The organism is Dactylosporangium sp. CA-052675, from assembly GCF_050947935.1.
In the GTDB taxonomy this organism is placed as follows: domain Bacteria; phylum Actinomycetota; class Actinomycetes; order Mycobacteriales; family Micromonosporaceae; genus Dactylosporangium.
In genome coordinates this window covers 3064338-3091267 of the sequence record NZ_CP192010.1, presented here as the reverse complement: position 1 = coordinate 3091267, position 26930 = coordinate 3064338, and the positions used below count along the sequence as shown (strand labels likewise).

General features: G+C 75.1%; 26 protein-coding genes and 2 pseudogenes. 14 read left to right on the top strand and 14 right to left on the bottom strand.

Annotation, left to right across the window (positions count from 1 at the left end; translation table 11 throughout):
* Nucleotides 1–636: 636 nt before the first annotated feature.
* The gene (locus tag ACQP1P_RS14075; protein WP_433086761.1) at nt 637–1761 is read left to right on the top strand and encodes a condensation domain-containing protein; all 1125 of its coding nucleotides are present in this window, start codon (nt 637–639) and stop codon (nt 1759–1761) included.
* Here the strand turns inward: ACQP1P_RS14075 and ACQP1P_RS14070 are convergent.
* On the bottom strand, nt 1727–4048 hold the full coding sequence (locus ACQP1P_RS14070) for a putative bifunctional diguanylate cyclase/phosphodiesterase (RefSeq protein ID WP_433086759.1): 2322 nt from the start codon (nt 4046–4048) through the stop codon (nt 1727–1729). The genes ACQP1P_RS14075 and ACQP1P_RS14070 overlap by 35 nt on opposite strands.
* Nucleotides 4049–4227: 179 nt before the next feature.
* Nucleotides 4228–4854, bottom strand: a complete 627-nt coding sequence (locus ACQP1P_RS14065; RefSeq protein ID WP_433086757.1) for an FMN-dependent NADH-azoreductase — start codon at nt 4852–4854, stop codon at nt 4228–4230.
* Nucleotides 4855–4949: 95 nt separating this feature from the next.
* Here ACQP1P_RS14065 and ACQP1P_RS14060 point away from each other — a divergent pair, with 95 nt between their 5' ends.
* The gene (locus tag ACQP1P_RS14060) at nt 4950–5411 is read left to right on the top strand and encodes a MarR family winged helix-turn-helix transcriptional regulator (protein ID WP_433086755.1); all 462 of its coding nucleotides are present in this window, start codon (nt 4950–4952) and stop codon (nt 5409–5411) included.
* Between the two features lie 42 nt (nt 5412–5453).
* The gene (locus ACQP1P_RS14055) at nt 5454–5930 is read left to right on the top strand and encodes a hypothetical protein (RefSeq protein ID WP_433086753.1); all 477 of its coding nucleotides are present in this window, start codon (nt 5454–5456) and stop codon (nt 5928–5930) included.
* Here ACQP1P_RS14055 and ACQP1P_RS14050 read toward each other — a convergent pair.
* On the bottom strand, nt 5903–8698 hold the full coding sequence (locus ACQP1P_RS14050; protein WP_433086751.1) for a hypothetical protein: 2796 nt from the start codon (nt 8696–8698) through the stop codon (nt 5903–5905). The two genes, ACQP1P_RS14055 and ACQP1P_RS14050, sit on opposite strands and share 28 nt — an antisense overlap.
* Complete coding sequence (locus tag ACQP1P_RS14045; protein WP_433086749.1) at nt 8695–10260, bottom strand: hypothetical protein; 1566 nt, start codon at nt 10258–10260, stop codon at nt 8695–8697. Before ACQP1P_RS14045 ends, ACQP1P_RS14050 begins: the two co-directional genes overlap by 4 nt.
* 176 nt (nt 10261–10436) lie before the next feature.
* Between ACQP1P_RS14045 and ACQP1P_RS14040 the strand changes: the two genes are divergently transcribed.
* Nucleotides 10437–10643 (top strand): hypothetical protein, encoded by a 207-nt coding sequence (locus ACQP1P_RS14040; RefSeq protein ID WP_433086747.1) that lies wholly within the window; start codon nt 10437–10439, stop codon nt 10641–10643.
* A gap of 860 nt (nt 10644–11503) precedes the next feature.
* On the opposite strand, the gene ACQP1P_RS14035 is transcribed toward ACQP1P_RS14040, so the two are convergent.
* A complete protein-coding gene (locus tag ACQP1P_RS14035; protein WP_433086745.1) occupies nt 11504–12091 on the bottom strand; it encodes a class I SAM-dependent methyltransferase in 588 nt (195 codons plus the stop codon).
* Between the two features lie 79 nt (nt 12092–12170).
* Here ACQP1P_RS14035 and ACQP1P_RS14030 point away from each other — a divergent pair, with 79 nt between their 5' ends.
* On the top strand, nt 12171–12650 hold the full coding sequence (locus ACQP1P_RS14030) for a chemotaxis protein CheX (protein WP_433086743.1): 480 nt from the start codon (nt 12171–12173) through the stop codon (nt 12648–12650).
* Between the two features lie 43 nt (nt 12651–12693).
* The gene (locus tag ACQP1P_RS14025; protein ID WP_433086741.1) at nt 12694–13200 is read left to right on the top strand and encodes a GAF domain-containing protein; all 507 of its coding nucleotides are present in this window, start codon (nt 12694–12696) and stop codon (nt 13198–13200) included.
* Here the strand turns inward: ACQP1P_RS14025 and ACQP1P_RS14020 are convergent.
* Nucleotides 13197–13763 (bottom strand): CBS domain-containing protein, encoded by a 567-nt coding sequence (locus tag ACQP1P_RS14020; RefSeq protein ID WP_433086739.1) that lies wholly within the window; start codon nt 13761–13763, stop codon nt 13197–13199. The genes ACQP1P_RS14025 and ACQP1P_RS14020 overlap by 4 nt on opposite strands.
* A 272-nt stretch (nt 13764–14035) precedes the next feature.
* Here ACQP1P_RS14020 and ACQP1P_RS14015 point away from each other — a divergent pair, with 272 nt between their 5' ends.
* A complete protein-coding gene (locus tag ACQP1P_RS14015) occupies nt 14036–15082 on the top strand; it encodes a 3-deoxy-7-phosphoheptulonate synthase (RefSeq protein ID WP_433086737.1) in 1047 nt (348 codons plus the stop codon).
* Between the two features lie 4 nt (nt 15083–15086).
* Here ACQP1P_RS14015 and ACQP1P_RS14010 read toward each other — a convergent pair whose 3' ends face one another.
* The 3 genes from ACQP1P_RS14010 to ACQP1P_RS14000 form a co-directional block, all read right to left on the bottom strand.
* Nucleotides 15087–16406 carry an ATP-dependent 6-phosphofructokinase gene (locus ACQP1P_RS14010; protein ID WP_433086735.1) on the bottom strand — a complete coding sequence of 440 codons (1320 nt, stop codon included), beginning with the start codon at nt 16404–16406 and terminating at the stop codon, nt 15087–15089.
* A gap of 64 nt (nt 16407–16470) precedes the next feature.
* Nucleotides 16471–16731: a DUF3303 domain-containing protein gene (locus ACQP1P_RS14005; RefSeq protein ID WP_433086733.1), complete on the bottom strand. Its 261-nt coding sequence runs from the start codon at nt 16729–16731 to the stop codon at nt 16471–16473.
* Between the two features lie 68 nt (nt 16732–16799).
* On the bottom strand, nt 16800–18653 hold the full coding sequence (locus ACQP1P_RS14000) for a ricin-type beta-trefoil lectin domain protein (protein WP_433086731.1): 1854 nt from the start codon (nt 18651–18653) through the stop codon (nt 16800–16802).
* Nucleotides 18654–18791: 138 nt separating this feature from the next.
* Between ACQP1P_RS14000 and ACQP1P_RS13995 the strand changes: the two genes are divergently transcribed.
* The 5 genes and pseudogenes from ACQP1P_RS13995 (at nt 18792) to ACQP1P_RS13975 (ending at nt 21177) form a co-directional block, all read left to right on the top strand.
* Entirely contained in the window at nt 18792–19796 is a 1005-nt protein-coding gene (locus ACQP1P_RS13995; protein ID WP_433086729.1) for a LacI family DNA-binding transcriptional regulator, read from the top strand.
* 21 nt (nt 19797–19817) lie between these two features.
* Entirely contained in the window at nt 19818–20141 is a 324-nt protein-coding gene (locus tag ACQP1P_RS13990) for a YciI family protein (RefSeq protein WP_433086727.1), read from the top strand.
* 39 nt (nt 20142–20180) lie between these two features.
* Nucleotides 20181–20534 (top strand): annotated as a pseudogene (locus ACQP1P_RS13985) (glycoside hydrolase family 27 protein); the annotation flags it as partial.
* Between the two features lie 79 nt (nt 20535–20613).
* Nucleotides 20614–20718 (top strand): annotated as a pseudogene (locus tag ACQP1P_RS13980) (hypothetical protein); the annotation flags it as partial.
* 6 nt (nt 20719–20724) lie between these two features.
* Entirely contained in the window at nt 20725–21177 is a 453-nt protein-coding gene (locus ACQP1P_RS13975; protein WP_433089996.1) for an RICIN domain-containing protein, read from the top strand.
* A gap of 3 nt (nt 21178–21180) precedes the next feature.
* Here the strand turns inward: ACQP1P_RS13975 and ACQP1P_RS13970 are convergent, their stop codons facing one another.
* The 3 genes from ACQP1P_RS13970 to ACQP1P_RS13960 are packed head-to-tail and all read right to left on the bottom strand — an operon-like array spanning nt 21181 to nt 22842.
* Nucleotides 21181–21423 carry a hypothetical protein gene (locus ACQP1P_RS13970; protein WP_433086725.1) on the bottom strand — a complete coding sequence of 81 codons (243 nt, stop codon included), beginning with the start codon at nt 21421–21423 and terminating at the stop codon, nt 21181–21183.
* Nucleotides 21420–22268: an NAD(P)-dependent oxidoreductase gene (locus ACQP1P_RS13965; protein ID WP_433086723.1), complete on the bottom strand. Its 849-nt coding sequence runs from the start codon at nt 22266–22268 to the stop codon at nt 21420–21422. The genes ACQP1P_RS13970 and ACQP1P_RS13965 overlap by 4 nt, the downstream gene beginning before the upstream one ends.
* A gap of 28 nt (nt 22269–22296) precedes the next feature.
* Nucleotides 22297–22842: a hypothetical protein gene (locus ACQP1P_RS13960; RefSeq protein ID WP_433086721.1), complete on the bottom strand. Its 546-nt coding sequence runs from the start codon at nt 22840–22842 to the stop codon at nt 22297–22299.
* A gap of 87 nt (nt 22843–22929) precedes the next feature.
* On the opposite strand from ACQP1P_RS13960, the gene ACQP1P_RS13955 reads away from it, so the two are divergent.
* Together ACQP1P_RS13955 and ACQP1P_RS13950 are read left to right on the top strand one after the other, a co-directional pair.
* Nucleotides 22930–24543 carry a sensor histidine kinase gene (locus ACQP1P_RS13955; protein WP_433086719.1) on the top strand — a complete coding sequence of 538 codons (1614 nt, stop codon included), beginning with the start codon at nt 22930–22932 and terminating at the stop codon, nt 24541–24543.
* A complete protein-coding gene (locus tag ACQP1P_RS13950; RefSeq protein WP_433086717.1) occupies nt 24540–25196 on the top strand; it encodes a response regulator transcription factor in 657 nt (218 codons plus the stop codon). Before ACQP1P_RS13955 ends, ACQP1P_RS13950 begins: the two co-directional genes overlap by 4 nt.
* Nucleotides 25197–25288: 92 nt before the next feature.
* On the opposite strand, the gene ACQP1P_RS13945 is transcribed toward ACQP1P_RS13950, so the two are convergent.
* On the bottom strand, nt 25289–25483 hold the full coding sequence (locus ACQP1P_RS13945) for a DNA-binding protein (RefSeq protein ID WP_433086715.1): 195 nt from the start codon (nt 25481–25483) through the stop codon (nt 25289–25291).
* Between the two features lie 197 nt (nt 25484–25680).
* The gene (locus ACQP1P_RS13940) at nt 25681–26889 is read right to left on the bottom strand and encodes an FAD-dependent oxidoreductase (RefSeq protein ID WP_433086713.1); all 1209 of its coding nucleotides are present in this window, start codon (nt 26887–26889) and stop codon (nt 25681–25683) included.
* Nucleotides 26890–26930 lie beyond the last annotated feature (41 nt).

Below are 26930 nucleotides of genomic sequence, written 5' to 3'. Positions count from 1 at the left end.
CGCGAAACGGCAGAACACGAAAGACCTTTCTACCCCAGCCCGGCACCGAGGCGGCAACCGGAGGCGCGCACGCCTCAGCCATGACGCGCACGGCATTCGCGGCAATGGTGGCCGTGGCCGCGGCGGCGGTCGTGCCGAGTCACGCACACGCGGCGCTGCCCGCGCCCACCGCCGCGAAGCAACCGGCCAAAGCCCGTGCCATGTGGTTATGGTCGCAGGCGGACCCGGCCGCCGTGGTCACCTGGGCCAACAACCAGGGTGTGCGGGAGATCTTCGCGGCCGTGCGATCGCGGCGCTCGACGCCGTGCGCTACCAGGGTATCGCCGTCCACGACCACGACTCCTGGTCAAACATCAACTGAGCACCGTACGCTACGACCCGACGCCGATGCGTTCTGCTGCGACCCGCCACGTTGTGCAGTGCGCCTCAGCCCGCCGCGCGTCGTGGCCGGACGGGTTCGGGAGGCCGTGCACTGCCGTCTACAACGATGGGAGGGCCGGCGGGATGCCTGCTGCGCCGGAGCGAGTCAGCGTCGGGTTCCAGGGTGATTCGGCGGGCGAGGGCCCGCTGTCGTGGGGTCAGCTGGAGAACTGGTCCGCGATCGTGAAACAGGGTACGTGGCTGCCGTTAGGCGGGGTGAAACCGCTGGCCCCCGGCACCACCGTCGACGACGTGGCCGACGAGCTGCGATACCTCATGAGCCGCTACGAGCCGATGCGCACCCTGCTGCGGTTCGCCCCCGACGGCACGCCGACGCAGGTGGTGTACCGCAGCGGCGAGATCGACCTCGAGATCGTCGACGCGGGCGAGGCCGACGCCCAGCGCGTCGCCGAGGAGCTCTGCGACGCGTGGCGGGGCAAGCAGCTCGACTTCGCCACCGAGTGGCCCCTGCGCATGGCGGTCGTGCGCCGCGACGGCACACTCACGCACATGGCGGTGCTCATCTCGCACTTCGTCACCGACGCGGCCGGCGCGCTGACGATGCTCGCGGAGGTCGCCGCGCGCACCGACACGCCGGTCGAGGGGCTGCAGCCGCTCGCGCAGGCGCACTGGCAGTCGTCGCCGGCCGGGCAGCGGCACAACGCGGCGGCGCAGCGCTACTGGGAGGGCATCCTGCGCACCGTCGCGCCCGAGCGGTTCCCGAGGCCGCGGGTCACCGAAACGCCCCGGTACTGGCACGGCGAGTACACCTCCCCCAGCCTCGGCATCGCGGCGCGCCGCTGGGCGCGGAGCACCGGCCTGGACAGCTCGACCGTGCTCCTGGCGGCGTTCGCGGGCGCGCTGCACAACGTGCTCGGCACCGACCCGGTGGTCATCCGGCCGATGGTGAGCAACCGGTTCCGGCCGGGACTCGCCAATGTCGTGTGCACGCTCGCGCAGGCCGGGCTGCTCAGCCTGCCGGCCGCGGCCGGGGACTTCGCCGAGCTGCTCGCGCGGGCGCGGCGGGTGACGACGGCGGCGTACAAGTACGCGTACTTCCACCACGCCGGTATGCAGGCGCTCATCGACCGGTACGACGTCGAGCTCGGCTGCTACTTCAACGACCGCCGCGGCCCGTCCCGCGACGAGCCGATCGAGCCCGGCGAGTCCGCGTTGCGCTGGGTCGCGGCCCAGGACGCGCCGTCCTTCGAGCCGTTGTTCGTGCACGTGGACGACGTGCCGGGCACGCTGCGCCTGAGCCTGTACCTGGACGCGGCCCACCTCGAACCCGCGTCGGCCGAGGACATCATGCGGGAAATGGAGCGTCTGGCCGTACCGTAGCCACAGCCAAGGCGTCCGCCGGGGCGATCGCGGCCAACGGGCCCGACGCCCCGAAGCGGTGCCCCTGGCCGTATCGGCAGCCGAGCGCGGCCATCGCCGCGGCCTGCTCGTCGGTCTCCACGCCCTCGGCCACCACCACGACGCCCATCCCCGCGCAGATCTGCACGATCGAGCGGCAGATGGCCTCGCTGCGGCCCCCGCCCGCGGTGAACGTGCGGTCGAGCTTGACCTCGTCGACGGGCATGGCGTGCAGCTGGGCGAGGGCATTGTACCCGGTGCCGAAGTCGTCGAGCGCGAAGCGCACCCCGAAGCGGCCCAGGCGGTACATGGCCTCCGCGGCCTCGGCGAGGTCGGGCAGCGGCGCGGTCTCGGTCAGCTCCAGCACCAGCCGGTGCGGGGTGAGGCCGTGCCGGAGCACGGCCTCACGCACGGTGTCCTCGTGCTCGGGGCGGCCCAGGCGCGCGGCCGAGGCGTTGACGTGCACGGCGATCCCGGCCCATGGGCCGCGGAAGGCGGCGGCGTCGCGGCAGGCCCGGTCGAGCACGAAGTCGTCGACGAGCCGGATGAGGCCGATCTCCTCGGCGGTGGCGATGAACACGTCGGTGGAGACCGGGCCGAGGCTCGGGTGGGTCCAGCGGGCGAGCGCCTCGACGGCGACGACGGTGGCGTCGGCGAGCCGGACGATCGGCTGGTAGTGCACGTCGAGGCCGTGCCCGTCGCGCAGGGTGGCGGCGAGCGCCTCGGCCAGGTCCGAGCTGCCCCGGCCGTCCGGGAGGTCGACGCGGTACCGCACCAGCGTCCCCTTCCCCTGGCGCTTGCCCGCGTACATGGCGGCGTCGGCCCGGCGCAGCAGCGCGTCGGCGCTCGGCACGGTGCCGTGCTCGCCCGCCTGCACGAGCCCGACGCTCACGCCCACGGAGACGCTCTCGCCGTCGAGCTCGAAGGGCCGGCCGATGGCGTCCATGATGCGCTCGGCCGTCTCGCCGGGGTCGCCGCCGCCCTCGAGCAGCACCGCGAACTCGTCGCCGCCGACCCGGGCCACGGTGTCGGAGTCGCGCACGGCCGCCCGCAGCCGCCCGGCGGCGTGGCGCAGCAGCCGGTCCCCGGTGTGGTGGCCGAAGCGGTCGTTGACGGCCTTGAAGTCGTCGAGGTCGCAGAAGAGCACGGCCAGCGGGCGGCCGTCGCGGTGGTGCAGGGCCAGCGCGTGCTCGAGCCGGTCGTGGAACAGCACCCGGTTCGACAGGCCGGTGAGCGCGTCGTGGAAGGCCTGGTACGTCAGCCTCGCCTGGCTGTCGGAGACCCGGTCGAGCAGCATCGCGTTCTCGATCAGCGTCACCGCCTGGCGGATGATGAGCAGCGAGATCACCGCGGTCTCCACGGCGATCTCGACGCCGTCCATGCTGATGCCGCGCACGAGCTGGACGATGAGCAGCACGCCGGTGCCGGCGACGGGGACGTAGGGCAGCATGAGGTGGGCCCAGCGGGCGTGCCGGGCGGCCGGGCGGGCCGTGTCCGGCCGGGCCTCGGTGAGCGCGGCGACGGCGACGAGGGCCATGCCGGCGACGAACCCGGCGTCGGCCAGCGGCGGCATGCTGTCGGCGCCCTTGGAGACCAGGTAGGCGAAGACGCTGTCGGAGAAGGCCAGGCTCAGCAGCCCGGCGCCGAGGATCGTCAGCTGGCCGCGGCCGGCCGGCGCGGAGGCGGCCAGCAGCAGGATGACGATGACGGTCAGCACGAGGTCGGTGACCGGGTAGGCGATGGCGACGGAGTACGCGAACGGGGTCGCCGCGCCCGCGCGCGCCACCGAGCCGAGCGTGGTCGCCCAGGTGAGCACGAACAGCGCGCCGACCACGATGAGCCCGTCGAGCACCATCACCAGCTGGCCGGGGCGCCGCCGCGGGGCGTCGGCGGGCGGGCGGGCGGCCGCGAGCGAGACGACGGCCGGCAGCGCGAAGACGGGCAGGGTCAGGTAGCCGGCGTCGGCGAGCGACGGCGAGGGCAGGGCGTCGTCGCGGAACAGCTGGTAGAAGCTCCAGATGAACTGGCCGATGGTCCAGCCGCAGGCGGCCGCGCCCATCCAGAGCCGCCAGCGCCGCTGGGCGCCGGTGTGCCGGGGCGCGCCGAGCCAGCAGGCGAGGGTCGCCGCGAGCCCGGCGCCGAACTGGCCGAGGTCGTCGACGAACTGCGACCACCACGGCGAGAGCAGGCCCGAGCCGCCGAGCCCGACGACGACGGCCACGGAGGCGGCCGCGACGAGCAGCGGCTTCGACCCAGGTCCGCGCGGCAACTGAATCCATCCTCACCCGACGTGATCAGGACGGTACGCGCGATACCGTACCAGCCAAGCACCTCGATGGCTTCGGCGGCGGCCGGGAACTCGTCGCGTGTCAGCGGCCGGGCCTCGCCCCCGGCGATACCGGGCCGTGACCGCCGAACGGGCCGGCCGGGTGACCCGGCCGGGTCGTGTCAGAAGTTCTTCGCGGCCTCGACGGTATCCGCCCGGGCCCGGGCGCGGCGAACGTCGACGTCCGCGGCGGCCAGGTTGGGGCGGAACTGCACCGCCGCGATGTCCGTGATGCCGGCCCAGCGCAGCCAGCCCTCGAAGAACGGGGCCTGGTGGTCCGCGCCGAACGCCGGTCCGCGCCCGTCGCCGTAGACCGCGCTGGTGTAGATGACGGCGGCCTTGCGCCCGGTGACGAGGCCGGAGTACCCGCGCTCGCCGTCGAAGCCGAAGACCAGCCCGGGCTGGCTGACCACGTCGATGAACTGCTTCAGGATGTACGGAACGCCGGCGTTCCACATCGGGACCGAGAACAGGTACCGGTCGGCGGCCGCGAACCGCTCGAAGGCGGCCCGGGCCCGGCGCCACGCCTCGGCGCCCGGGCCGGCGGGCTCCCGGCCCGCGAACACGTCCATCTTCGCGGCCGCGGCGGCGGGGCCGAACTCGGGCAGCGTGCCGTCCCACAGGTCCCACTCGCCGACCTCGTCGCCGGGGTGCCGCCGGCGGTACGTCTCCAGGAAGGTGCCCGCCAGGGCGAGCGACTCCGACCGCTCGCCCCGCGGCGAGGCCGAGATGTGCAGCAGCTTGGGCATGCCGTCCTCCTCATTTGTGTGCGTGCGCACGCACTTGTCGATGCGCCGAAGGTAGCCAAGTGCGTGCGCGCGCACAAGACTGCTACGGTGTGACAGTGGACTCCACGTCGGCCTGGGCGGCGCTGCTGCGCGTGCACGCGGCGCTGACGCCCGTGCTCGACCAGGAGCTGCAGGCCGCGCACGGGCTGCCGCTGACGTGGTACGACGTGCTGCTCGAGCTCGACGCCGCCCCCGACCGCCGGCTCACCATGTCCGCCCTGGGCGCCGCCGCGGTGGTCAGCCGCAGCCGGGTGAGCCGCGTCGTCGACGAGCTCGTGCGGGCGGGCCTGGTCGAGCGCGTCGCCAACCCGGACGACAGGCGCTCGGCCTTCGCCAAGCTCACCCCGGCCGGCCGCGCCCGGCTGAAGGCCGCCGCACCGACCTACCTGGCCGGCATCGAGCGCCACTTCACCGGCCGGATGACCCGCGCCGAGGCCCAGTCCGTGGCCGCCGCGCTGGGCAAAGTGCTGCGCGCACACGACGCATCGATCGTCGTGCCACTCGGACGGGCCCGCTGACGGGTTCGTGCGCGGGCCGCCCGCACGGTAGGGTCACGCCTCGTGATGCGCGTGCTGCCGCCCCTGCTCGTCATCGGCGGCCCGGCGGGGGCGGGCAAGAGCAGCATCGCCGACGCCGTGGCCGAGCTGGTCGACGCCCCGGTGGTGGGCCTGGCCGACAGCGCCGGGCCGGACCAGCACAGCGTGGACCTGCCGTCGCTGCAGCAGCGCCTCGACGAGCACGAGGAGGCCCCGATGGTCGTGGTCGAGGGGGTGTATGCCCTGACCCTGCCCCCGATCCGCTGGGCCGCGCGCTGGACCGTCTACGTGAACACGCCCCTGGACCTGAGCCTGGCCCGCCGCGCGCTGAGCCAGGACGACCCGCGCCCGGTGCTGCGGGCCTACCTCGGCGGCGGCCGCGAGGCCCACGCGCGGACCGTGGCGCCCGGCCGCCAGCTCGCCGACCTGGTGGTGGACGGCTCCGAGGACCTGCCCGACATCGCGGCCCGCATTCACGCCTTCATCCGCCGCCGCGCCTGACCCGTGGTGGTGAGGACCACGACGACGGCCAGCACCACCAGCGCCGCCGCCAGCGCCGAGGCGGGCGGCCCCAGCGGCGGCCAGCCACGCAGCTGCGGCGGCGCGCCCGCGGCCCAGGCCGCCGCCGTCGCCGGCACCGCCACCAGCCCCGCGAACACCACCAGCAGCACGCCCGCCAGCGGCTCGACGGCGCGGGCGCGGCGGCCGGACAGCCCCTGGGCCCGCAGCGCCCGCAGGTCACCCGACGAGCCCTCGACCGTGCCGCTCAGCAGCGCCGCCGCCGCGAGCACCACCGCCAGCACGCCCGCCACGAGGTAGAAGCGCAGGCCCAGGGCCGCGCCCTCCCCCGCCAGGGCGGCCCGGGCGCCGGCGATCGTGCGCCGCTCGTCCACCGTCACGCCCGCGGCCGCGATCGCGTCGGTCACCGACGGGGGCGCGTCCGCCGCGAGCCAGACCTCCGCCCCCGCCGCGGTGCTGTCGACGCTGAGCCGGTCCGCGTACTCGAGATCGACGAGCAGCCCGCTCGTGCCCAGCCGCGGCAGGCGCGGGACGGTCGCGGCCACCTCGGCCGTCAGCGGGCGCTGCCGGTCGAAGACGGTCAGCCCGCCGTCCGGCGGGAGCGGGCCCGTCGAGACCACCGGGAGCGTGGCCGGGCCGTCGTCCGGTCGCAGGACGCCGGTGGCCGCGCCCGGGCCGGGCGGAAGCTTCAGCAGCAGGTCGCCGCCCTGGGCCGTGGCCGTGCCGCCGGGCGGGGGCCGCCAGGCCGTCGACGGGGGGTCGTGCCAGGTCAGCTCCAGCGCCGGGCCCGCGTACGGCGCCAGGCGGAACGCCACCTGCAGCAGGACGCAGCCGCCGGAGCAGGCGGCCGGGGCCGTGTACGTGTGACGGCCGGGCAGGACGGCGCCGAACTCGATCGTCGCGTTCGGGCGGCCGTCGAGCGGGGCGAGCACCGCCGAGAAGGCGTCGTCGGTGCGGTCGAGGTGGGTGACGTCGAGGTCGAGGCTGAGCGACGTTCCCCGCACCACCGTGCGCTCCCGCAGGCCGGCCGGGTGCAGCCGAGCGGCGTAGCCGGGGCCGAAGCCCACGAACGGCGACGTGACGGCCAGGCCGCCCGGGAAGGGCACGACCGCCATGGCGTAGCGCCCGTCCGGGTCGGCGGCGCGCACGGCGTCGAGCAGCGCCCGGCGGCTCGGGGCGCCGACGGACAGTACCGTTGCCGCCCCCAACTCCCGCTCGGCCTGCTCCGCGCGGCGCCGCTCGGCGGTGGTGGTGGCCGCGGCCGCGAACGCCAGCGAGGACAGGGCGACCACCAGGACGGCGAGCAGGCGCGCCGACGACGGGCGGCGGGCCAGCCACAGCCCGGCCAGCGCGCCCGTGAGCCGCCCGCGGCGCAGGGCCGCGCGGCCCAGGCGGACCGCGAGGGCGGGCGCGGCGACGGCGGCCAGCAGCGCGGCGGCGAGCAGGACCAGGGCGGGCGCGAGGGCGGCCACGCCGCCGCTGGAGCCGCGGACCTGGACCGTCGCGGCGGCCGCGGCCACGGCGGCGAACGCGGCCAGCCGGGCGCCCCACCGTCCACTTCGGACATCGACGCGGCGCAGCAGGGCGGTGACCGGGCCGGAGACGGTACGGATGCCGGCCGCCAGCCCCGCCAGCAGCGCCCCGAGCACGGCCACGGCCGCGTAGAGCGGCGCCCCCGGGGTGCTCCACCCGCCGATCGCGGTGAAGCCGGCCAGGGCGCCGAGCAGCATCGGCACCAGCGTCTCGCCCGTCGCCAGCCACCAGCGGCCGGGGCGGGACACGCCGCGCAGGGCGATCACGCCGTGCTCGAAGCGGCGGGCCCGGGTCGCGGCGGCCACGGCGAGGATGATGACCGCCCACGCGAGCACCAGCACCGGGGCGACGGCGAAGGGCACCGTGCGGCGCACCTCGGCCCGGCGCTCGTCGATGCGGTCCAGCAGGCCGCCGAGGTCGGTGGTGAGCCGCGCGCCGCTGTTGGCGCGCCGCTGCGACGCCTCCACCCACTCGCGCAGCTCGCCGAGGTGGGCCACGCTGATCGCGCCCGGCGTCGGGTAGGCGTCGAACGTCTGCAGGTCCGCCGGGCGCACGAAGGTGGCCAGGGTGCGCCGGTCGACCGCGAACGCCGGGCCGCCCGCGTCCGTCAGGGCGCCGCCGCTGCCCCAGTACGGGTCGGTGCCGTCGGCCGCGCGCACGATGCCGACGACGGTGACCGGCGTGGCCGGGCCGGCCGCGAGGTAGCGGTTCTGCGTGGAGTCGAACATCGAGCCGGTCAGCGCGACCGCGTCGCCCGGGCGCAGGCGCAGCCGATCGGCCGCGCGCACGCCGAGCACCGCGTCGCCGGTCCCCATCAGGCACCGCCCGGCGATGACGACCACGTGGTCGCAGAGGCCTTCGCGGTACACCACCCGGGACAGCTGCTCCGGGTCGGCCACCGGGACCTCGGCCGGCTGCGCGGCGAACTGCGAGGAGAAGACCAACGCGTAGCCGGGCGCGTCGAGCCAGCCCGAGCCGAGCCGCTCGAACGTGTTCGGCATCGTGCCGTCGTTGCCGGACTCCACGGTGCCGCTGACGAGGATGTTGCGCTCCCGGACGGAGGCCTGCGCGACCGCGGCGTCCACGATGCGCCGGTCGGTGCGCTCGACGTAGACGGGCGCGGCCACGGCCGCGACCGTCGCCAGCGCGGTCAGCAGCGCGACGGTCAGGGCCCGGCCGGGGCGGGACCGCAGCATCCCGAGCACGAGCGCGGTCATCGGCGGCCCGCCCGCAGCAGCGCGACGGCGCCGAAGACCACCAGCGCGGCCAGCCCGGCGAGCAGCAGCGCCAGGGGCTGGATCGCGGGCGGCCGCACCGGCCACGAGTCCGTGAAGGCCCGCACGGGCGGAGGAGCCAGGGCCCGCAGCAGTACCGCCGACACGACGCCCAGCACCACCGCCACGAGCACGGGAGCCAGCGCGGCGCGCCGCTCGACCCGCGCCAGCAGCCCGCGCGGCACGCCCTGGCGGCGCAGGGCCGCCGTCTGCGCGTCCCGGTCGCGGCGGTCGACGGCGGCGACCACGAACGCGGCCACCGCGGCGAGCAGCAGCACGATCCCGGCCCCGGCCACGTCGCCGAGCGCGGCGACGGCCGGGGCGAGCCGCACGACCCGCTCCGTGGCCGCGGCGACGCTGTCGCTGCCGGTGATGTCGAGGCCGGCCGCGCGCAGGCGCCCGATGACGGCGTCGCCGGCCCCCGCGGCCAGCCACACCTCGGGGCGCTCGGCGGACGGGACGGTGCCGACGGCCACGGCCGCGATCCGCGCCGCGTACTCCAGGTCGACGACGATGCCGGAGCCGCCGCCGCGCGGGACGAGGGCGGCCGGGCGGGGCGCCAGCGGTACCGCGGCCCCGAAGACGCTCGCCGCGGGCTGGTCGTGGCGGTCGTTGTCCGCGGCGCCGCCGGCGGCCAGGGCGGGCAGCGGGACCGGGGCGTCGATGACGTACAGCCGGCTGTCCACCGGCCGCGTGGTGCGCGCCTGCGCCTCGGCGACGCGCAGCACCCCGCCGGTCTGCTCGATGCGGATGCCGGCGCTCGCCTGGGCCACGGTGGTGCGCCAGCGGGCCGGGTCGGCGAAGACGTCCCCGGCGATGACGGTCGCGCCGCCCGCGCTGAGCTCGCGCAGCTCGACGGGGGCCCTGAGCGCGCCGTCGGCCTCGACCGCCTCGACGCGGCAGCCGCGGGCGCAGGCCGGGACGACGGCGGTGAGGGGTCCGGCCCCCGGCGACAGCGGCCCGAACTCGGCCGTGGTCTGCTCGCCGGTGCCCTCGGCGGCCAGCAGGAACCGCACCCGGTCCCCGTCGCCGCTCGCGCGCAGGGTCAGGTCGGTGCCGGTGAACCGCAGCGGCGCGGGCGCGGCCGGGTGCAGCGCGGCGCCGTCGACCCCGGCGACCGCCCGCAGGCGCGCGGCGTCGACGGCGACGACCGGCGAGGCGGCGGAGGCGCCGGTGACGACCACGGCCATCGCCTCGCGCCCGACCGGGTCGGCGGCGCGGACGGCGGCGAGCAGCCGCTCCCGGGCGACCGGGGCGACGCGCAGGACCCGGTCGGCGCCCATCTCCACCCGCGCCCGCCCGGCCCGGGCGGAGTCGCCGCCCTGCCAGTCCTGGGCGGCCAGCGCGAGCACGCAGGTCGCCGCGGCGAGCAGGGGGATGATGCGGAAGGCGGTGCGCCGGCGCCCCAGCGTCAGCCCCGCCAGCGCCCCGCTCAGCCGGCCCGTGGCGAGGGCCTGGCGCCCGTAGAGGCCGGCGCCGGCCAGCAGCAGCCGGGTCCCGAGCACCCCGAGGCCTAGCCGCGACGAGGAGCGGGGCGACCTGCGCCAGCCCGAAGCCGGTGTCGCGGCGCACGTCGGCGGCGGGCGCGGCGACGAGCTGGAAGAGGGCCGCGGCGGCCAGGCCGAGCGCGCAGACCTCGGCGGTGGCGGCCGCGAGGGGGCGGCGCGGGCGTACGTCGCGCATGAGCTCGGTGACCCCGCCGCGGGTGGCGCTCCAGTCGGCGGCGGCGACGATGACGACCCCGGCCGCGAACAGCCGCGGCGACCAGATCGAGCCGAGCGCGAGCGGCACCAGGCTCTGCCCGGCGGTCGCGGCCCGGATGCGCCAGCCGGGCAGGCCGCGTATGGCCAGCCGGGCGGCGTCGCCGCGGCGCTCCTGGGCGGCGTAGGCGGCCGCGACCGCGACGGCCAGGCCGCCGAAGAGCAGGATCTGCGCCTCGGCGAGGCCGATCCCGCGGCGCACCGAGCGGCGGTCGGCGGCCACGGCGTCGGCGAGGGCGGCCGCGCCGGAGGTGACCTCGAGGCGGGCCGTCCGCAGCCGGTCGAGCACCGTGCGCAGCTCGGCGGCGTCGTCGAACGCCGCCGGCTCCAGCACCGCGTCGTAGGTGGCGGTGACGGTCGCCCCGGCCGCGGTGACCGTCGGCGCGGTGGTGTAGGCGGCCACCCCGTCCTGGCCGGCCCAGAACCAGCCCGCCGGGTCCGCCGGGGCGTAGACGCCGACGACCTGCAGGGGCACGGGCGTCGCGGTCAGCCCGGTCTCGTGCATCAGCTTCGCGCCGACCCCGGCGCCGAGCAGCCGGGCCAGCTCCTCCGGGAGCACCACCTCGCCGTCGGCGTTGACGCACCGGCCCTGCTTGAGCGTCAGGTTCGCGCACAGCCGCTCGGCGGAGCGCAGCTCGGCGCTCTGCCGCCGGGCGCCGGCCGGGCCGACGAGGTCACCGGCGAGGCGCAGGCCGCTGGAGCGCTCGTCCACGGGCACGTGGACGAGGTTGCCCATCCGCCGCAGCGCGTCCTCCGGCCGGTCGCCGGGGGCCACGGTGCCGCGCACGTGCAGGGTGCGCTCGGCGACGGTGGCGGCCGCGACCCGGGCCCGCGCGGCGTCCTCGGCGGCGGTGTCGCCGGCGCGGGCGGCGGCCCCGGCCGCGACCACGGTCACCGCCGCGAGCGCCAGCATCACCAGTGCCTGCACCCGCCGAGCCCGCAGCGCCCCGAACACCAGCCCCAGCATCGCTCAGACCCTAGTACCTCTTCAGCTCAGAACGGCCACCAGAAACTCCGAATCCGGCGTGAACGGGCGCAGATCCCAGGTCGACAGCAGCACGTCGCGGGACAGTCCGGCCTCGGCCGCGTCGGCGAGGAAGTCCTCGAAGGCGTAGCCCCGCCCGGCGCCGAAGCCGACCACCACCCGCCCGCCCTCGCGCAGGTGCGCCTTGAACCGGCGCAGGATCTCCACCCGGGTCGAGGGCGCGACGAAGGCGATGACGTTGCCGGCGCAGACGACGGCGTCGAAGCCCGGCGCCGGCAGGTCGAGCTCGGCGAGGTCGCCGACCAGCCACGACGGGCCCGGGTGGTCCTGCTCGGCCGCGGCCACCAGCTCGGGGTCGAGGTCGACGCCGACGACCTCGTGGCCGGCCGCGTGCAGGAACGCGCCGACCCGCCCGGTGCCGCTGCCGGCGTCGAGGATCCGGGCCCGGCGGGGCACCATCGCGTCGATGAGCCGCGCCTCCCCGGCCAGGTCCTCCCCCTTGGCGGCCAGGTCCCGGAAGCGCTGGACATACCAGCCGGTGTGCCCGGGCTCCTCGGCCTTGCGCCGCAGCCAGGCGTTCTCCTCGGCCACGCGGACATCCTCTCGTCGGCGGTCTTCGTGAAAGTTCCATTCTGCTCAACCGGGCCGCGGGCGCGCCGATGGGGCACTCGTGCGGTCCGAACTCGACGGCGGGGTCGTCAGCACCGACGCCCTGCATGGCATCGTGTGGCAGGTGTGGACCGCCTACCTCGGCGCGAGCCCATCAGCCGAGCCGCCGCCCGCCGCCTTCGCCGAGCCGTTCGACGTCACCGCGGGCGTGTCGATCGCGGGCGCCTGGCACGGGCACGTGATCCTGCGCTGCCGGGTGGACGGGGCCGCCGCCATGGCCGCCGCGATGCTGGAGATGCCGGCCGGCAGCGTCCGGCTCGACGACATCGTCGACGCCGCCGGGGAGCTGATGAACATCATCGCCGGGAACGTGAAGAGCCTGCTGCCCCAGCCGTCGGTCGTCGCCCTGCCGCAGGTCGTGCTGGGCGAGGCGGACGTGGTGTGGCCGGGCAGCGTCGCCTCCTGCGAGCTGCGCACCGGCTTCGAGGAGTGGCCGGTGCACCTGTCGGTGATGGAGATCGACGGCGGAGCACGGCGCTGAGCCGGCAGCCGGACACCACGAGCGAGACCATCCGGAGCGTCCAGTGACCGAAGACCTCAGCGACCTCGAGCGGCTGCGTGCGATCACGCGGTACGACCTCGACGACCCGCAGCTGCGCCGCGCCCTCGGGGTCATCACGGCCGAGACGTCGCAGCGCCTGCCCGGCTCCCTCACCGCCGTGAACATCCTGCTCGACCGGGCGGTGCTGACCATGGCCTTACACGGCGCGGAGCACAGCATGACCGCCGCGGTCGGCGGGGCCCCCGCCGAGTGGTCCTTCTGCAGCCGGGTGGTCGCCGAGGGCCGGGCGCAGGTGATCGACGACGTGGCCCTGGACACCGGCGGGGACGTCGACGGCCGCCCGCTCGCGGCGGCCGGCATCCACTCCTACGCCGGGGTGCCGCTCGCGACCGGCGACGGGCACACCATCGGCACCCACTGCGCGCTGCACCCGCTGCGCGGGCACTACGACGAGGGCACGATCGCGGTGCTGGAGGCGGCCGCCGAGCGCATCAGGCACGAGCTGGACCATGCGCTCGTCGGCGGTTAGGCCAGCAGGCTGACGACGTCGACCACGCCGTCGACCCGCTCGACCCGGCGGACGAAGGCCGGGATCGCGGCCTCGCGCCCGACCCGGCCGAGCAGGGTCACGACGCCGTCGGCGACCTCGGCCCGCACGCCGGTGCGCACGCAGAGCCCGGCGACCTCGCGGCGGATCTCCTCGTCGCTGCGCAGGAAGACCTTGAGCAGATCGCGGCGGGTCACCATGCCGAGCAGCCGCCCGGAGGCGTCGACCACGGGGAGGCGCTTGAGCCCGGCCGCCTCCATGACCCGGGCGGCCGCGGGCAGCGCGGCGGTGCCGGAGACCGTGATCGCCGGGGCGGTCATGAGCTCGCCGGCCGCGGTCGCGTGCCTCTTGGTTCCCGCGCGCTCGATCTTGGGCAGCAGATCGGCCGAGGACACCACGCCGATCACGCGGTCGGCGTCGTCGACGACCGGTACCGCGTTCACGCCGTGCGCCTCGAGCAGGTCCACGATCTCCTTGAACGGGGTGTCCTCGGTCACCGACACCGCCCCGAACGTCATGACATCCGCGACATTCCACCGACTCATGGCGGTCCTCCTTCGCATCTGAGCCGACCGTAGGCGGGGGCCGGACCGGGGCGGCAGGGCCGAAGGGCCCGTCGGTGCGGTACAGTGGCCGCGTGATGCTGGGTTATCGCGCGTTTACCGTGGCTCCGGGTGGAGCCGGCGGCTGTTCGCGCTGACCTAGTTCACCCGGAGCCAGCAGGGGCAGAGACGTCGTCGTCTCTGCCCTTCGTCGTGTCAGACGGCGGGCGCTGGGTGTCACCGGGCCCGCCTCCTTGGAAGGGACCCAGACGGGCATGGAAACCAGCAATCTCCGCGTGACCGGCTACCGCCCGCTGTTCTCGCCGCGGGCGCTCACCGCCGAGTTGCCGATGGACGACGAGCGGGCCGCGGTCGTGCAGCGCGGCCGCGACGCCGTGCACCGCATCGTGACCGGCGCCGACGACCGGCTCCTCGTGGTGGTCGGGCCCTGCTCGGTGCACGACCCGGTGGCGGCGGTGGACTACGCGCGGCGCCTGGCCGCCGCGGCCGAACGCCTGTCCGCCGACCTCGCCGTGGTCATGCGGGTGTACTTCGAGAAGCCCCGCACCACCGTCGGCTGGAAGGGCCTCATCAACGACCCCGGCCTGGACGAGACCTTCGACGTGCCCCGCGGCCTGCGCCTGGCCCGCGAGCTCCTGCTCGACGTGCTCGCGCTCGGCCTGCCCGTCGGGTGCGAGTTCCTGGAGCCGACCAGCCCGCAGTACATCGCCGACGCCGTCTCGTGGGGCGCGATCGGCGCCCGGACGCCGGAGAGCCAGGTGCACCGCCAGCTCGCGTCGGGCCTGTCGATGCCGGTCGGCTTCAAGAACGGCACCGACGGCGACGTGCAGGTGGCGATCGACGGGTGCCGGACCGCGGCGAGCCGGCACGTGTTCTTCGGCGTGGACGAGGACGGGCGGGCCGCGGTCGTGTCCACCGCCGGCAACCCCGACTGCCACATCATCCTGCGGGGCGCGCGGACCGGCCCGAACTACGGGCCGGGCGACGTCGCCGACGCGCTCGCCCGCCTGGAGAAGGCGCAGATGCCGCGCCGGCTCGTGGTGGACGCGAGCCACGGCAACAGCGGCAAGGACCACGTGCGGCAGGCGGCGGTGACCCGGGAGGTCGCCGAGCAGGTGGCGGCCGGTCAGGACGGGATCGCCGGGGTGATGCTCGAGAGCTTCCTCGTCGCCGGGCGGCAGGACCTCGGGGGCGAGCTGACGTACGGCCAGAGCGTCACCGACGCCTGCATGTCCTGGGACACGACGGAGTCGCTGCTGGACGAGCTGGCCGCGGCCGTCCGCGCGCGCCGGGCCGGCTGAGCGCTCAGGCGAAGACCGGTGGCTGTCCGGTCGCCTCGAGCACGGACAGCCACAGGTCGCCGTCGGGGTCGACGAGGTTGCGCGAGCTGATGGCCAAAGCGATCGGCACGTGGACGAACCGGCCCCGCCAGCGGCCGACCACCATCTCGGTGCGCCCCGCCATCGCCGCGTGCACGGCGGCGTGGGCCAGGCGGATGCAGTACACGCTGTCGTACGGATCGGCCGGCACGCTGCGGATGGTGTAGCTCGGGTCGATGTACTTGAGGTTGGCCTCGACCCCGGCGGCGGCGAAGTGCTCGGCGATGCGCCCGCGCAGATACCGCCCGAAGTCCTCGAGCCGCACGTTGCCCGAGGCGTCGCGCCCCTTCGCCGACAGGTACTCCTGCCCCGCCCCCTCGGCCACGACCACCATCGCGTGCCCGCGGTCCACGACCCGGCGGCGCAGGTGCTCGAGGAAGCCGCCCGGCCCGTCGAGCGCGAACGGCACCTCGGGGATGAGCACGTAGTCGGCGTCGTTGTTGGCCAGGGCCGCGTAGCAGGCGATGAACCCCGAGTGCCGGCCCATGAGCTGCACCAGCCCGATGCCGTTGGGGAACGCCGTCGCCTCGACGTGCGCGGCGCGGATCGCCTCCGTCGCCTTGCCGAACGCGGTCTGGAAGCCGAAGGAGCGCTCGATGTAGGGGATGTCGTTGTCGATGGTCTTGGGCACCCCGACGACGGCGATGCGCAGGCCCCGCTCCGCGACCGTCTCGGCGATGCGCAGCGCGCCGCGCATCGAGCCGTCGCCGCCGATCACGAACAGCACGTTGATGCTGAGCTGCTCCAGGCAGTCCACGATCTCGCCCGGGTCCTGGTTGCCACGGGACGTGCCGAGGATGGTGCCGCCGTACTCGTTGATGCCCGCGACCACGTCGGGGCTCAGATCCACGACCGGCCGGCCGTAGCGCGCGGTCATCCCCTGGTAGCCGTTGCGGAAGCCCACGATCCGGCGCACCCCGTAGTGGTTGGTGAGCTCCAGCACCAGGGCCCGGATGACGTCGTTGAGCCCCGGGCACAGGCCGCCGCAGGTGACGATGCCGACCCGCGTCTTGGATGGGTCGAAGTAGATCTTCGAGCGCGGGCCGCCGGGCTCGAACCCCGGCAGCTCCGCCACCGGGACCGCGCGGGCGGCGACGAGCGCGACGGTGTCGTCCAGCAGCACCCGGTCCGCCTCGTCCACGTAGTGCCGCGTGGTGCCCTGCCGGCGCAGCAGCGCCGAGAGCGGCGAGTCGATCCGGCCCTCGCCGAGCCGGGCGACCTCGAGCTGCGCGCGTTCGTCGACCATGCCCACCATGCTCCGCCCGGGGCGTTTCACCCGGGTTAATCGGTCGAGCCGACGGCCGTACGGGTCACAGCAGCGGCGAGGCCCGCGAAGACGGAACGACCGGGACGATCTCGAAGTCGACGAGGTCGTTCCAGCGCGTGACCCACGTCATGAGCAGGGTCAGGTCGTCGCACTCCAGGAGCTGGTAGCAGCGGCCGCAGTCGGCGGCGACCCAGCTGTCGACGTAGCGCAGCCCGTCGGGGAGCTGCCGGCCCTGGGCGCGGGCCCGCTCGTACACCGGCCGGGCCTGCCCGCCGCGGAAGGTCTCGATCACCATGAACAGCATGGCTGCGACCATAGCGACCGGGCCCCGGACGACCACCCCACCGTCGCCGTCCGGGACCCGGGCGTTCTCTAGGCGGGCAGCGTCCAGCGCTGGTTCGCGCCCGCGAAACAGGTCCAGATCTGCAGCCGCGCGCCGTCGGCCGTCGAGTTGTCGGTGACGTCGAGGCACTTGCCCAGCGCGCGCAGCGTCCCGTCCGCGTTGGCCGTCCAGCTCTGCGCGGCCGAGCCGTTGCAGTCGTACAGCTGGATCTTCGTGCCGTCCGCGGAGCTGGCCGAGGTCACGTCGAGGCACTTGCCCAGCGCGCGGATGGTGCCGTCGGTGCCGACCGTCCACTGCTGCGCGCCGGTGCCGTTGCAGGTGTAGAGCTGCACCGCCGTGCCGTTCGCGGAACTCGCCCCGGCGACGTCGACGCACTTGCCGCCGAGGCCGGTGATCTGCCCGGTCCGCGAGGGCGTGGTCGTGGTCCCGGCCTTCCACGTGAACGTCGCCGAGGTCTTCGTCGGCAGGCTGTACGTGAAGTGCTGGCCGTTCCAGTTGACGGTCACCGCCTGGGTGCTGCCGGTGTTGTTGTACGCGATGAGCGCGCGGGTGCCGTCGGTGTTGAGGTAGGCGATGTTCGGCACGCTCGCGTTCGCCGTGGAGTCCACGCGCCAGGCGCCGGGCTGCACGAACTTGGTCAGGTGGCCCATCGTGTAGTACTCGATGGTGTAGTCGACCTGGCCGGAGCGCGAGTCGCCGTTGTGGACGGTGATCAGGCCGGTGCAGGTGCCGCAGCCGCCGTAGTGCGGGCCCATGTTCTGGTCCACGGCCAGGCTCCACTTGGTGAAGCTCTTGGACCAGTTCCGGCCGTAGTCGATCAGGTTGAGCATGTCCTCCTGCTGCTGGTTGGCGATCCAGGTGCCGCCGGAGTGCTCGGTGCTGTACGCGTCGACGTTCGGGTACTGGTTGTGCACCGACGTCTGCTGGGTGACGTCGCCGCCGTAGCCGTGCCAGGCGATGCCGCCGAAGAGGGAGTCGTTGCGGATCGCGGCGTCGTTGACGGACTGGGCCGCGTAGGAGTCGTACACGTCCCAGTTCCAGTCGTGCACGAGCACCTTCGTGGACAGGCCCGCCGCGTGGAAGGCCGGCAGCAGGTTCGAGCCGACGAAGTAGTCGAGGCCGTTGGCGTTCCAGCTCATCGACGGGTATCCGGCGCAGCAGGTGGGCTCGTTCTGCGGGGTCACGAAGTCGACCTTCACGCCCTGCGCCTGGTAGGCCTGGACGTACTTCACGAAGTACTGGGCGTAGGCCGCGTAGTACTGGGCCTGCAGCCAGCCGCCGTTGAGGCTGCCGCTGTCCTTCATCCAGCCCGGTGCCGTCCACGGGCTCGCCATCGTGGTCAGCTTCGGGTTGAGCTGCTGGGCCTGCTTGGTCAGCGGGAGCACGTCGGCGAGGTCGTGGGCGATGCTGAAGTTGGCCAGGCTCGGGTCGGTCTGGCCGGCGGGGCGGTCGTCGTAGGAGTAGCCGGTGCGGGCCAGGTCCGAGGCGCCCATGGGGTTGCGCAGGAAGCTCAGGCCGATGCCGTTGACCGGGTCGAAGAGCTTCTGCATCACGGCACTGCGGGTGCTCGCCGACAGGGCGCCGGAGCTGTTCATGAGCCAGGCCGCGGTGTCGGTGAACGACGCCCCGCCGCCGGTGAAGGTCTGGTAGCGGGTGGCGTCGTTGACGGTGATGTTCTGCCCGCTGCCGCCGGTGCCGGAGCTGAACCCGACGGCGGCCTGCTGGGCCAGGCCCCGGGTGACGGTGCGGCCGCCGGCGTCACTGGTGGTGGTGAGCCAGACGTTCACGGACTCGCCGGCCGCGAGCGCGTGCGGCGCGGCGATGAAACCAACCGCGCCGAGGGCGGCCGCCGCGAGCGCGGCGATCCCGTAGCGAAGTCTCATGTGGCCTCCTAGGCCAGGGTGAAGGCGGTGCGGACGCCGACGGCGATGTAACGGAATGAAACGTCCTGTAACATCGCTGGGCATCAGCAAACCGCTGCGAGGATTGACTGTCAAGACTCCTAAGAGAAAGAGGCGACGATGGCGGGCCACAGACGGGTGACCGTGCGCGACATCGCGGCCGAGACCGGGATGTCGATCGCGACCGTCTCGCGCGCGCTCAACGACCACCACGCGGTCACGCCCGCGACCCGGGCGCTGGTGCACGAGGCGGCCGAGCGGCTGCGGGCCCGCATCGGGGTGAGCGGCAAGTCCAAGGGCGGGACGGTCTTCGTGCGCTGCCCGTACGTGCTCACCGACTACTTCGGCCTGATCGTGTCCTCGATCGCCGAGACGCTGACCCTGCACGGCCGCCAGCTCGTGCTCACCGCCGGCGAGGCGGCCCAGCGCACCCCGCTGCTGGCCGACCTCGACGGCCGCGAGGGCGTCACCGGCGTGATCGTCATCCTGCCCCCGGAGCCCGGCGACGACCTCGTCGAGCTGCAGCGGCGCCGGATGCCGTTCGTGGTCGTCGACCCGCGCACGACGCTGCCCCGCGACATCGTCTCGGTCTCGGCCGCGCACTTCGCCGGCGCCCGCCGCCTCACCGGCCACCTGGTCGAGCTCGGGCACCGGCGCATCGGCGTCATCGGCGGCCCGACCGAGTGGCTGGCCAGCGACGCGCGGCTCGCCGGGCACAACGCGGCCCTGGCCGACGTCGGCGTGCTGCCGTCCGGGGAGCTGCTGCGCAGCGTCGAGCCGACCACCGAGCACGGCCACCGCGCCGCCGGCGAACTGCTCGACCAGCCCGACCGCCCGACCGCGCTGGTCTGCTTCAACGACAAGGCCGCCGTCGGCGCGCTGCGGGCCGCGGCCGAGCGCGGGCTGCGGGTGCCGCAGGACCTCTCGGTCACCGGCTTCGACGACCTCGACCTGGCCCAGGCCACCGGCCTCACCACGGTGCGCCAGCCGCTGCCGGAGATGGGCCGCATGGCCGTGTCGCTGCTGGTCCGGCTGCTGGAGCAGCACGAGCTCGACGCCCTGCACGTGGAGCTGGCCACGGAACTCGTCGTGCGTTCATCGACCGCCCTGCCACCTCTCGCCTGACGAGGTGCGATCCTGGTGGGCATGACGCCGCGCATCTGGTTCGTCCTGCAGCACCGCCCCGGCCCGGCCGCCGACCCGGCCGTGCGGGTCACCGACCAGCCAGGCTTCCGGGAGCACCTGGCGTTTCTCAACCGGCGCGCGGAGGACGGGACGTTAGTGGCCGCGGGCCCCTTCGACGACACGGACGGCTCGGTGGACGAGGCCATGACCGTGCTGGCCGCGGCGAGCCTGGAGGACGCGGTGCGCCTGGCCGAGCAGGACGACGAGGCCGTGCGCTCGGGGCTGCTCGCGGTCACCGTGCGCACGTGGACGGTCGTCATGACCCCGGCGGTGGGCGAGGACTGAGCGGGTGCCGTCCGGCTACCGGTCGCACCACGCGGGACCGTGGAGCGCACTCGCCGGGGACCGATTCGCACGGCGTTGACCGACCTCGGCGCCGCCCAGAACCGCACGCACCTCGACCTGTGGGCGATCTCGGGGGCGCCGCTGCTGCTCGGCGCCGATCTGACCACGCTGGACGCGACCACGGTCGCGGCGCTCAAGAACGCCGACGTGGTGGCGGCCGACCAGGACCCGCGGGGCCTGCAGGGCGTGAAGGTCGCCGAGGATTCCGGCGGGCGGCAGGTCTTCGGCAAAGTGCTCACCGGCCCCGGCCGCGCGGTCGTGCTGCTCAACCGCACCGGCTCGGCCGCGACGATGACGGTCCGCTGGGCCGACCTGGGCCTGACCGCCGCGACCGCCACGGTCCGCAACGCCTGGACGGGCCAGAGCACCGCCGCCGCCACCTCCTACAGACACCGCGACGCGCACCGCCACGGTGCAGGTGAACGGGCGGCCCTCCACCGTGGTCCCGTTCCCGCCCACGGGCTCGTGGACGACGGCGGGCAGCGTCAGCATCACGGTACCGTTGACGCCCGGAACGAGCACGATGACGTTCGCCAACGCGGGCGCCTGGGCCCCCGACCTCGACGCCGTGGAGGTGCGCGCGCTCGCGGGCCCGCTGCCGGTGACCGGCGCGCAGTCCGGCCGCTGCCTCGACGTGGACGCCGCGAGCACCGCGAACGGCGCGAAGGTGCAGCTCTGGGACTGCAACAACCAGGTCAACCAGGGCTGGGCGCTCACCGGGGCCGGGCAGCTGAAGGTGTACGGCGGAAAATGCCTCGACGCGTTCGGCAACGGCACCGCGAACGGCACGACGGTCGACATCTGGGACTGCGACAACCAGGCGAACCAGCAGTGGACGCTGGGCGCGGACGGCACCGTGCGGGGCGTGCAGTCGGGGCTGTGCCTGGACGCCTACGACAACGGCACCGCGAACGGGACCACGCTGGTGCTGTGGGCCTGCAACAGCCAGGCCAACCAGCGCTGGACCCTCGGTTAGGCGTCAGCCAGGACGTTCGCGGCGGCCTTGCGGGCCGGGTTCACGCTGCCCCGGCGCGACGGCACCGGGGTAGAGCGGGAACCGCGGGTTCTCCGGCGTGGCCGTGAGATACCGCCCGACCGCGGCGCGCAGCCCGGCCTCGTCGCGGGTGACCGCCGGGGCCTGCGCGACCCTGGACGGCCCGCCGCAGCCGGTCAGCACCGCGGCGGCGCCGAGGCCGAGCAGCCGCCGCCGGCCCAGCGTCACCGGGGCGAACGGACGGCTTCGTACACGGCGGCCATGTCCTCCTCCCCGCGCCCTCGCGCCACCGCCTCCTCGAGCAGCTCCCGCGCCGTGTCCACCACCGACGAGTCGACGCCGACCGCCGCCGCCAGCTCCCCCACGAGCCGGGCGTCCTTGGCCGCCCCCTCCGCCGGGAACGCCACCGGATAGTCGCGCTCACGCATGAGCGGCCCCTTGAGGTGCGCGTACGGCCAGTCCAGCGCCCCACCCTCGATCAGCGGCAGGAAGTCGACCCCGAGCGCGTCGGCCAGCGCGGCGCTCTGCGCGAACGCGGCGGTCGCGGTCACCACCCAGCTGTTCACGACGAGCTTGGCCCGGCTGCCCTGCCCCGCCTCGCCCAGCCAGGTCACCTTGGCCGCGATCGGCGCGCAGAGCTGCTCGACCCGCGCCCGCGCCGACGCGGGGCCGGACGCGAGCACGTTGAGCTTGCCCTGCTCGGCCGGCCCGCGGGTGCCCAGCACCGGCGCGTCGACGTACACGAGTCCCAGCTCGGAGGCGAGCCCGGCCAGCTCGTCGGCGCCGGCCGCCCCGACGGTGCTCAGCTGCAGCCACAGCGTGCCCTCGGCCAGCCCCGGCGCCGCGGCCCGCATGACCTCGGCGACCGAGGCCGCGTCGAACAGCATCGTCACGACCGGGTCCGCGCCGGCGACGGCATCGGCCGGGCTGCCGGCCACGATCGCGCCGTCGGCCGCGAGCGGCTCGGCGTTGCCGCGGGTGCGGTTCCACACCCGCACCTCCTGCCCGGCCTTGAGCCAGTTGCGGGCGATCGCCGCGCCCATGATGCCGGTGCCCAGCACTGCCAGTGTCATGCCCTTGATCGTGCCACGCGGCCACGGCTCACGTGACGTGACCGCACTCGCAGGCCTTCTCGATCGCGCGCAGCGTCTGGCGCATGTCCACGGTCTTGAGCCCGGCCCCGATCACCACGACGGTGGTGCCGTCGACGAGCGAGGGGACCATGCCCAGCTCGTTCTGGTCGTAGTCGTCGAGCGCGTGCGGGTCCTTGAACGTCAGGAAGATCGCCTGCGCGACGCGGTGCGGCACCGCCTCGCCGTCCGTCAGGTGGCAGTCGTACTCCCCGAAGGCCGACACGTTCGCCCGGTACCGGTCGTCGATGTTCGCCGGGTCCGTCACCCACTCCCCCTTCGGGCAGTCGGGGTCCTTGGCGAACACCGGCTCGACCTGCTGCTTGACCAGCGCGAGGGTGAGCTTGCCCGGGGGTGACGCGGCCGCGGCGCTGGTCGGTGCGGCACTGGTCGGGGCGGCACTGGTCGGGTTGGCGGCGCTCGTCGCGGCGGGGGCCGCGACCGTGGGCGCCGGCTCGGGACTGGCACAGGCCGCGAGCATCAGCAGCGCCGCGGCCGGGATGATGAGGGTTCGCATGCGGCTCAAGGTAGGAATCGGCCGGGATCCCCGACATCAGTGCCAGCACGTATTCCCCTGATACGTCGGGTGCCCGACGATACGGATGTGCGCACGGCCCTGCGGAGCCTGGCGGCGGCCGCGGCGGTCGCCGTCGCGGTGCTGGGCCGGGGCGAGTTCGGCGCGTGGGAGCTGGCCTGCTTCGTCGCCGCCGGGCTGCTGCACACCGAGGTCGGCGCGCGGATGTGGCGCGAACGGCCCGACTCGCGGATGGGCCCGCTCATGCTCGCCGCCGGCCTGTGCTGGCTCGCCGACGGGGCCGGCCGTGTGGCGCTGCCGTGGCTGTTCCGCGACGACCTGATGCTGGGCATGGTGTACCAGCCGCTGGTGCTGCACTGCGCGCTGGTCATCCCGGTCGGGCGGCTGCGCGGCCGGCTCGACCACGCCACCGCCCTGGCCGGCTACCTGTTCTGGCCGGCCGCCCTGCTCGCCTGGTGGCTGACGCCGGGGCACCCGCCGGGGATCGCGGGCCTGCTGGAGGTGCGGGCCGCGACCTATCCGGCCGTCGGGGTGTTCCTGCTGCTCTTCCTGCTGCACCGGTACCGTGCGGCGACCCCGCTGTACCGTAGCGCCTACACCCCGTTCTGGATCGCCAACCTGCTCAACGTCGCCGCGACCGCGATCGTCAGCGCCGACTGGTACGTCCCCGGATCCGGTCCCCAGATCGCCTACTACGCCGGCAGCGCCGCGATCCCGGTCGGTGCCTGGCTCAGCCTGGCCCGCAGCCAGCCGCCCCCGCCGGCCATCCGCTCGCTCGTCGCCGCCCTCGGCGCCGAGCAGCCCGCCCCGGCCGCCCTGCGCGACGCGCTGCGCACCGGCCTCGGCGACCCGACGCTGGAGGTCCTCGCCCTCGACGAGATCGCCGCGCACGCCCACGACCACCCGCGCGCCGCCCTGACCCCGCTGCGGGCCGGCGGCCGCGAGGTCGGCGCCCTCGCGCACGATCCCGCCCTGGCCGCGGCCCCCGACGTGCTGCACGCGGTGCTGCGCATGGCCGCCCTGGTCTTCGACAACCAGCTCCGCCTCGACGAGGTCCGCCGCTCCCGGCGCCGGATCGTCGAGGCCGCCGACGCCGAGCGGCGCCGCATCGAGCGCAACATCCACGACGGCGTGCAGCAGCGGCTCATCGCCGCCGCCCTGCTGCTGCGCCGCGCCCAGCGGGCCACCGGCTCCTCCGCGCTGCTGGACCAGGGCCTGTCCGAGCTCGACACCGCCGTGGCGGAGCTGCGCGAGATCGCCCGGGGCATGAACCCGCCCGCGCTCGTCCTGCACGGCCTGGCCGGCGCGCTGGAGAGCCTGGCCGAGCGCTCCCGCGTCGCGGTGCGGGTCGACGACCGGGTCGGCGGCGCGGCCCTCGGCGACGAGACCGCCGCGACCGCGTACTACGTCGCCCTCGAGGCGGTCACCAACGCCGAGAAGCACGGCGGCTCCGACGACGTGGAGCTGCGGCTGACCGCGGTGGACGGCGACCTCGTCGTCCTCGTGCGCGACACGGGCCGCGGCGGGGCGGCGTTCGTCCCCGGCGGCGGCCTCGAGGGGCTGCGCGACCGGGTCGAGGCGTGCGGGGGCCGCCTGCTGCTGCACAGCCCGCCCGGCGGCGGGACCCGGCTCACCGCGAGGCTCCCGATGAGCGCGGCGGACATCACGGAGGCGGCACCATGACCAACCGGCTCGTCCTCGCCGACGACTCAGTGCTGCTGCGCGTCGGGCTCGAGCGGCTCCTGGCCGCCGAGGGCTTCGACGTGGTCGGCTCGGCCGGCGACGCGGAGGAGCTGCGGCGGCTGGTCGCGCGGGAGCGCCCCGACGCCGTCATCGTGGACATCCGCATGCCGCCGAGCTTCACCGACGAGGGGCTGCGGGCGGCCCTGCGCCTGCGCCGCGAGGAGCCGGGGCTGGCGATCCTGCTGCTGTCGCAGTACATCGAGACCCGCGACGTGGTCACGATCCTGGAGCAGGGCGAGGCCGGCGTCGGCTACCTGCTCAAGGACCGCATCACCGACATCGACCGCTTCCTGGCCGACGTGCGCCGGGTGCTCGCGGGCGGCACGGCGATCGACCCGCTCGTCGTGGAGCGGGTCATGCGCCGCCCCCGCCGCCGCGACGACGAGGGCCTCGGCGCCCTGTCCGACCGCGAGCGCGAGATCCTGGCCCTGATGGCCGAGGGACTGTCCAATGTGGCCGTGTCCGAGCGGCTGTTCCTGGCCGAGCGCACGGTCGAGGCCCACATCCGCAGCATCTTCGTGAAGCTGGGCCTGCCCGCCCTGCCGGACACCAACCGGCGCGTCCTGGCCGTGCTGACCCACCTGCGCACCTGAGCCCCGGTGTCACAGGTCGAGGTCGGCCCAGACGGCGGCGTGCCGGGCGGCCGTCAGCTCCGGACAGACGAGGTCGGCTACGTGACGCCCGATCAGCGCAGCGCGAGCCCGTGGCGGCGCAGCGCCTCGTCGAGGATGCCGAGCGCCTTGGGCCCCATGCCGTGCAGCTTCGCGAGCTCGGCCCGCGCGACCCCGTCGAGCCCGCGCAGGCTGGTGTACCCGGCGTTGTGCAGCGCGCGGGTCGCCGGCGCCCCGATCTTCGGCAGCGTGTCGAGCTCGTCGTCCACGGCGCCGATGGTACGTGCACGTGCCCCTGCCGCGCGGCCGGTCGGCGGGGACACGTGCGGCTCGGACGCGATCAGACGCGATCATCCGCGCCGGACCGCATCCGGCCCCCGTCGACCGCCGCGGCGCCACATCGTCCGGCCACCCGTCAGCGCGCGGTGCCGGCCACCGCCGCGGCGCCACATCGTCCGGCCACCCGTCAGCGCGCGGTGCCGGCCACCGCCGCGGCCGGCGCCACGGGGGCGTCGAAGTCGATCGGGTGGTCGAACTGCCAGGCGAACTTCTCCGGGTCGCCGAACGCCTTCATCGCGATCGGCATGAGCAGGTCGCGCAGCACCCGGGCGATCGGGCCGGCCGCCTTGTCGGCGTTGGTGCGCGCCGCCATCCTGATGATCCGCTCGACGCGCTCGCGGCGCATCCGCTCGTACTCGGCGAAGGCGCGCTCCACGGGCAGGTCGCGCAGGCACCGGGCCAGCTGCACGGCGCTCTCGATGGCGAGCGACACGCCCTGGCCCGAGCTCGGGGACGTGGGGTGGGCGGCGTCTCCCACCAGTACGACACGGTCCCGATGCCACACGGGCACGCTCGGAATGTCCTCGAGCGCGCCGGTGATGACGAGCTCGTCGGGGCGCGTGCGCCGGACCATCTCCAGCACGGGGCCGCGATCGTCGCGCGCCGCGTCGGCGATGCGCCGCAGCCACTCCTCGGCACCGATCGCGCGGGCCTGGGCGGTGGTCATCGGCGTCGGGTGGGGCAGGTTCGCGAACCAGCCGGCCTCGTCGGGCTCGATCTGGTACCCGAAGAAGGCCCGCTTGCCGAAGAGCATGTGCATCCTCGGGCCGGTCGGCTCCAGCCCGTCGCCGGCGCACCTGGCGCCGAAGCCGAGCAGCCCGGCGTAGCGCGGGGAGGGGGCACCCGGGTCGATCGCGCGCCGGACCGTGGAGCGGATGCCGTCGGCGCCGATGAGGATGTCCCCGGCGGCGGTGCTGCCGTCGGCGAACCGGGCGACCGGACCGTCGAGGGAGACCAGCCGCTTGCCGTGCTCGATGCGGATCCCGCGCCGCGCGGCCTCCTCGTAGAGCGCGCGGTACAGCTCGGAGCGCCAGATCAGCAGCTGCTCGGGCAGCCGCCGCGGGGCCGCGAACTCGGCCAGCCGCTTGCCCGTCCAGCTCTGCATGATCATCGAGCGCATCGGCCGCCCGGCCGCGGCGACCTGCTCGTCGGCCCCGATCGCGGCCAGGGCCTGCCGGCCGTTGGGCGCGATGGCGAGCGCCCCGCCGACGCCGGTCGCCGGCCCGTCGTACGCCTCGTAGACCGTCGCCTCGATGCCGACCTTCCGCAGCGCCATCGCCGCGACCGGCCCGCCGATCCCGCCCCCGATGACCACCGCACTGCCGATCCCGGCCATGGCCAGCCCCCGTCCTCTGGATTAGTTGATATCGACTATCC

Excerpts from the sequence above, each read along its gene's own strand:
- ACQP1P_RS14065 (WP_433086757.1), bottom strand. The coding sequence starts at position 4,854 with ATGCCCAAGCTGCTGCACATCTCGGCCTCGCCGCGGGGCGAGCGGTCG.
- ACQP1P_RS14050 (WP_433086751.1), bottom strand. The coding sequence starts at position 8,698 with ATGACCGCGCTCGTGCTCGGGATGCTGCGGTCCCGCCCCGGCCGGGCC.
- ACQP1P_RS14040 (WP_433086747.1), top strand. The coding sequence starts at position 10,437 with ATGAGCTCGGTGACCCCGCCGCGGGTGGCGCTCCAGTCGGCGGCGGCG.
- ACQP1P_RS14020 (WP_433086739.1), bottom strand. The coding sequence starts at position 13,763 with ATGAGTCGGTGGAATGTCGCGGATGTCATGACGTTCGGGGCGGTGTCG.
- ACQP1P_RS14015 (WP_433086737.1), top strand. The coding sequence starts at position 14,036 with ATGGAAACCAGCAATCTCCGCGTGACCGGCTACCGCCCGCTGTTCTCG.
- ACQP1P_RS14010 (WP_433086735.1), bottom strand. The coding sequence starts at position 16,406 with ATGGTCGACGAACGCGCGCAGCTCGAGGTCGCCCGGCTCGGCGAGGGC.
- ACQP1P_RS14005 (WP_433086733.1), bottom strand. The coding sequence starts at position 16,731 with ATGCTGTTCATGGTGATCGAGACCTTCCGCGGCGGGCAGGCCCGGCCG.
- ACQP1P_RS14000 (WP_433086731.1), bottom strand. The coding sequence starts at position 18,653 with ATGAGACTTCGCTACGGGATCGCCGCGCTCGCGGCGGCCGCCCTCGGC.
- ACQP1P_RS13995 (WP_433086729.1), top strand. The coding sequence starts at position 18,792 with ATGGCGGGCCACAGACGGGTGACCGTGCGCGACATCGCGGCCGAGACC.
- ACQP1P_RS13990 (WP_433086727.1), top strand. The coding sequence starts at position 19,818 with ATGACGCCGCGCATCTGGTTCGTCCTGCAGCACCGCCCCGGCCCGGCC.
- ACQP1P_RS13975 (WP_433089996.1), top strand. The coding sequence starts at position 20,725 with ATGACGTTCGCCAACGCGGGCGCCTGGGCCCCCGACCTCGACGCCGTG.
- ACQP1P_RS13965 (WP_433086723.1), bottom strand. The coding sequence starts at position 22,268 with ATGACACTGGCAGTGCTGGGCACCGGCATCATGGGCGCGGCGATCGCC.
- ACQP1P_RS13960 (WP_433086721.1), bottom strand. The coding sequence starts at position 22,842 with ATGCGAACCCTCATCATCCCGGCCGCGGCGCTGCTGATGCTCGCGGCC.
- ACQP1P_RS13950 (WP_433086717.1), top strand. The coding sequence starts at position 24,540 with ATGACCAACCGGCTCGTCCTCGCCGACGACTCAGTGCTGCTGCGCGTC.
- ACQP1P_RS13940 (WP_433086713.1), bottom strand. The coding sequence starts at position 26,889 with ATGGCCGGGATCGGCAGTGCGGTGGTCATCGGGGGCGGGATCGGCGGG.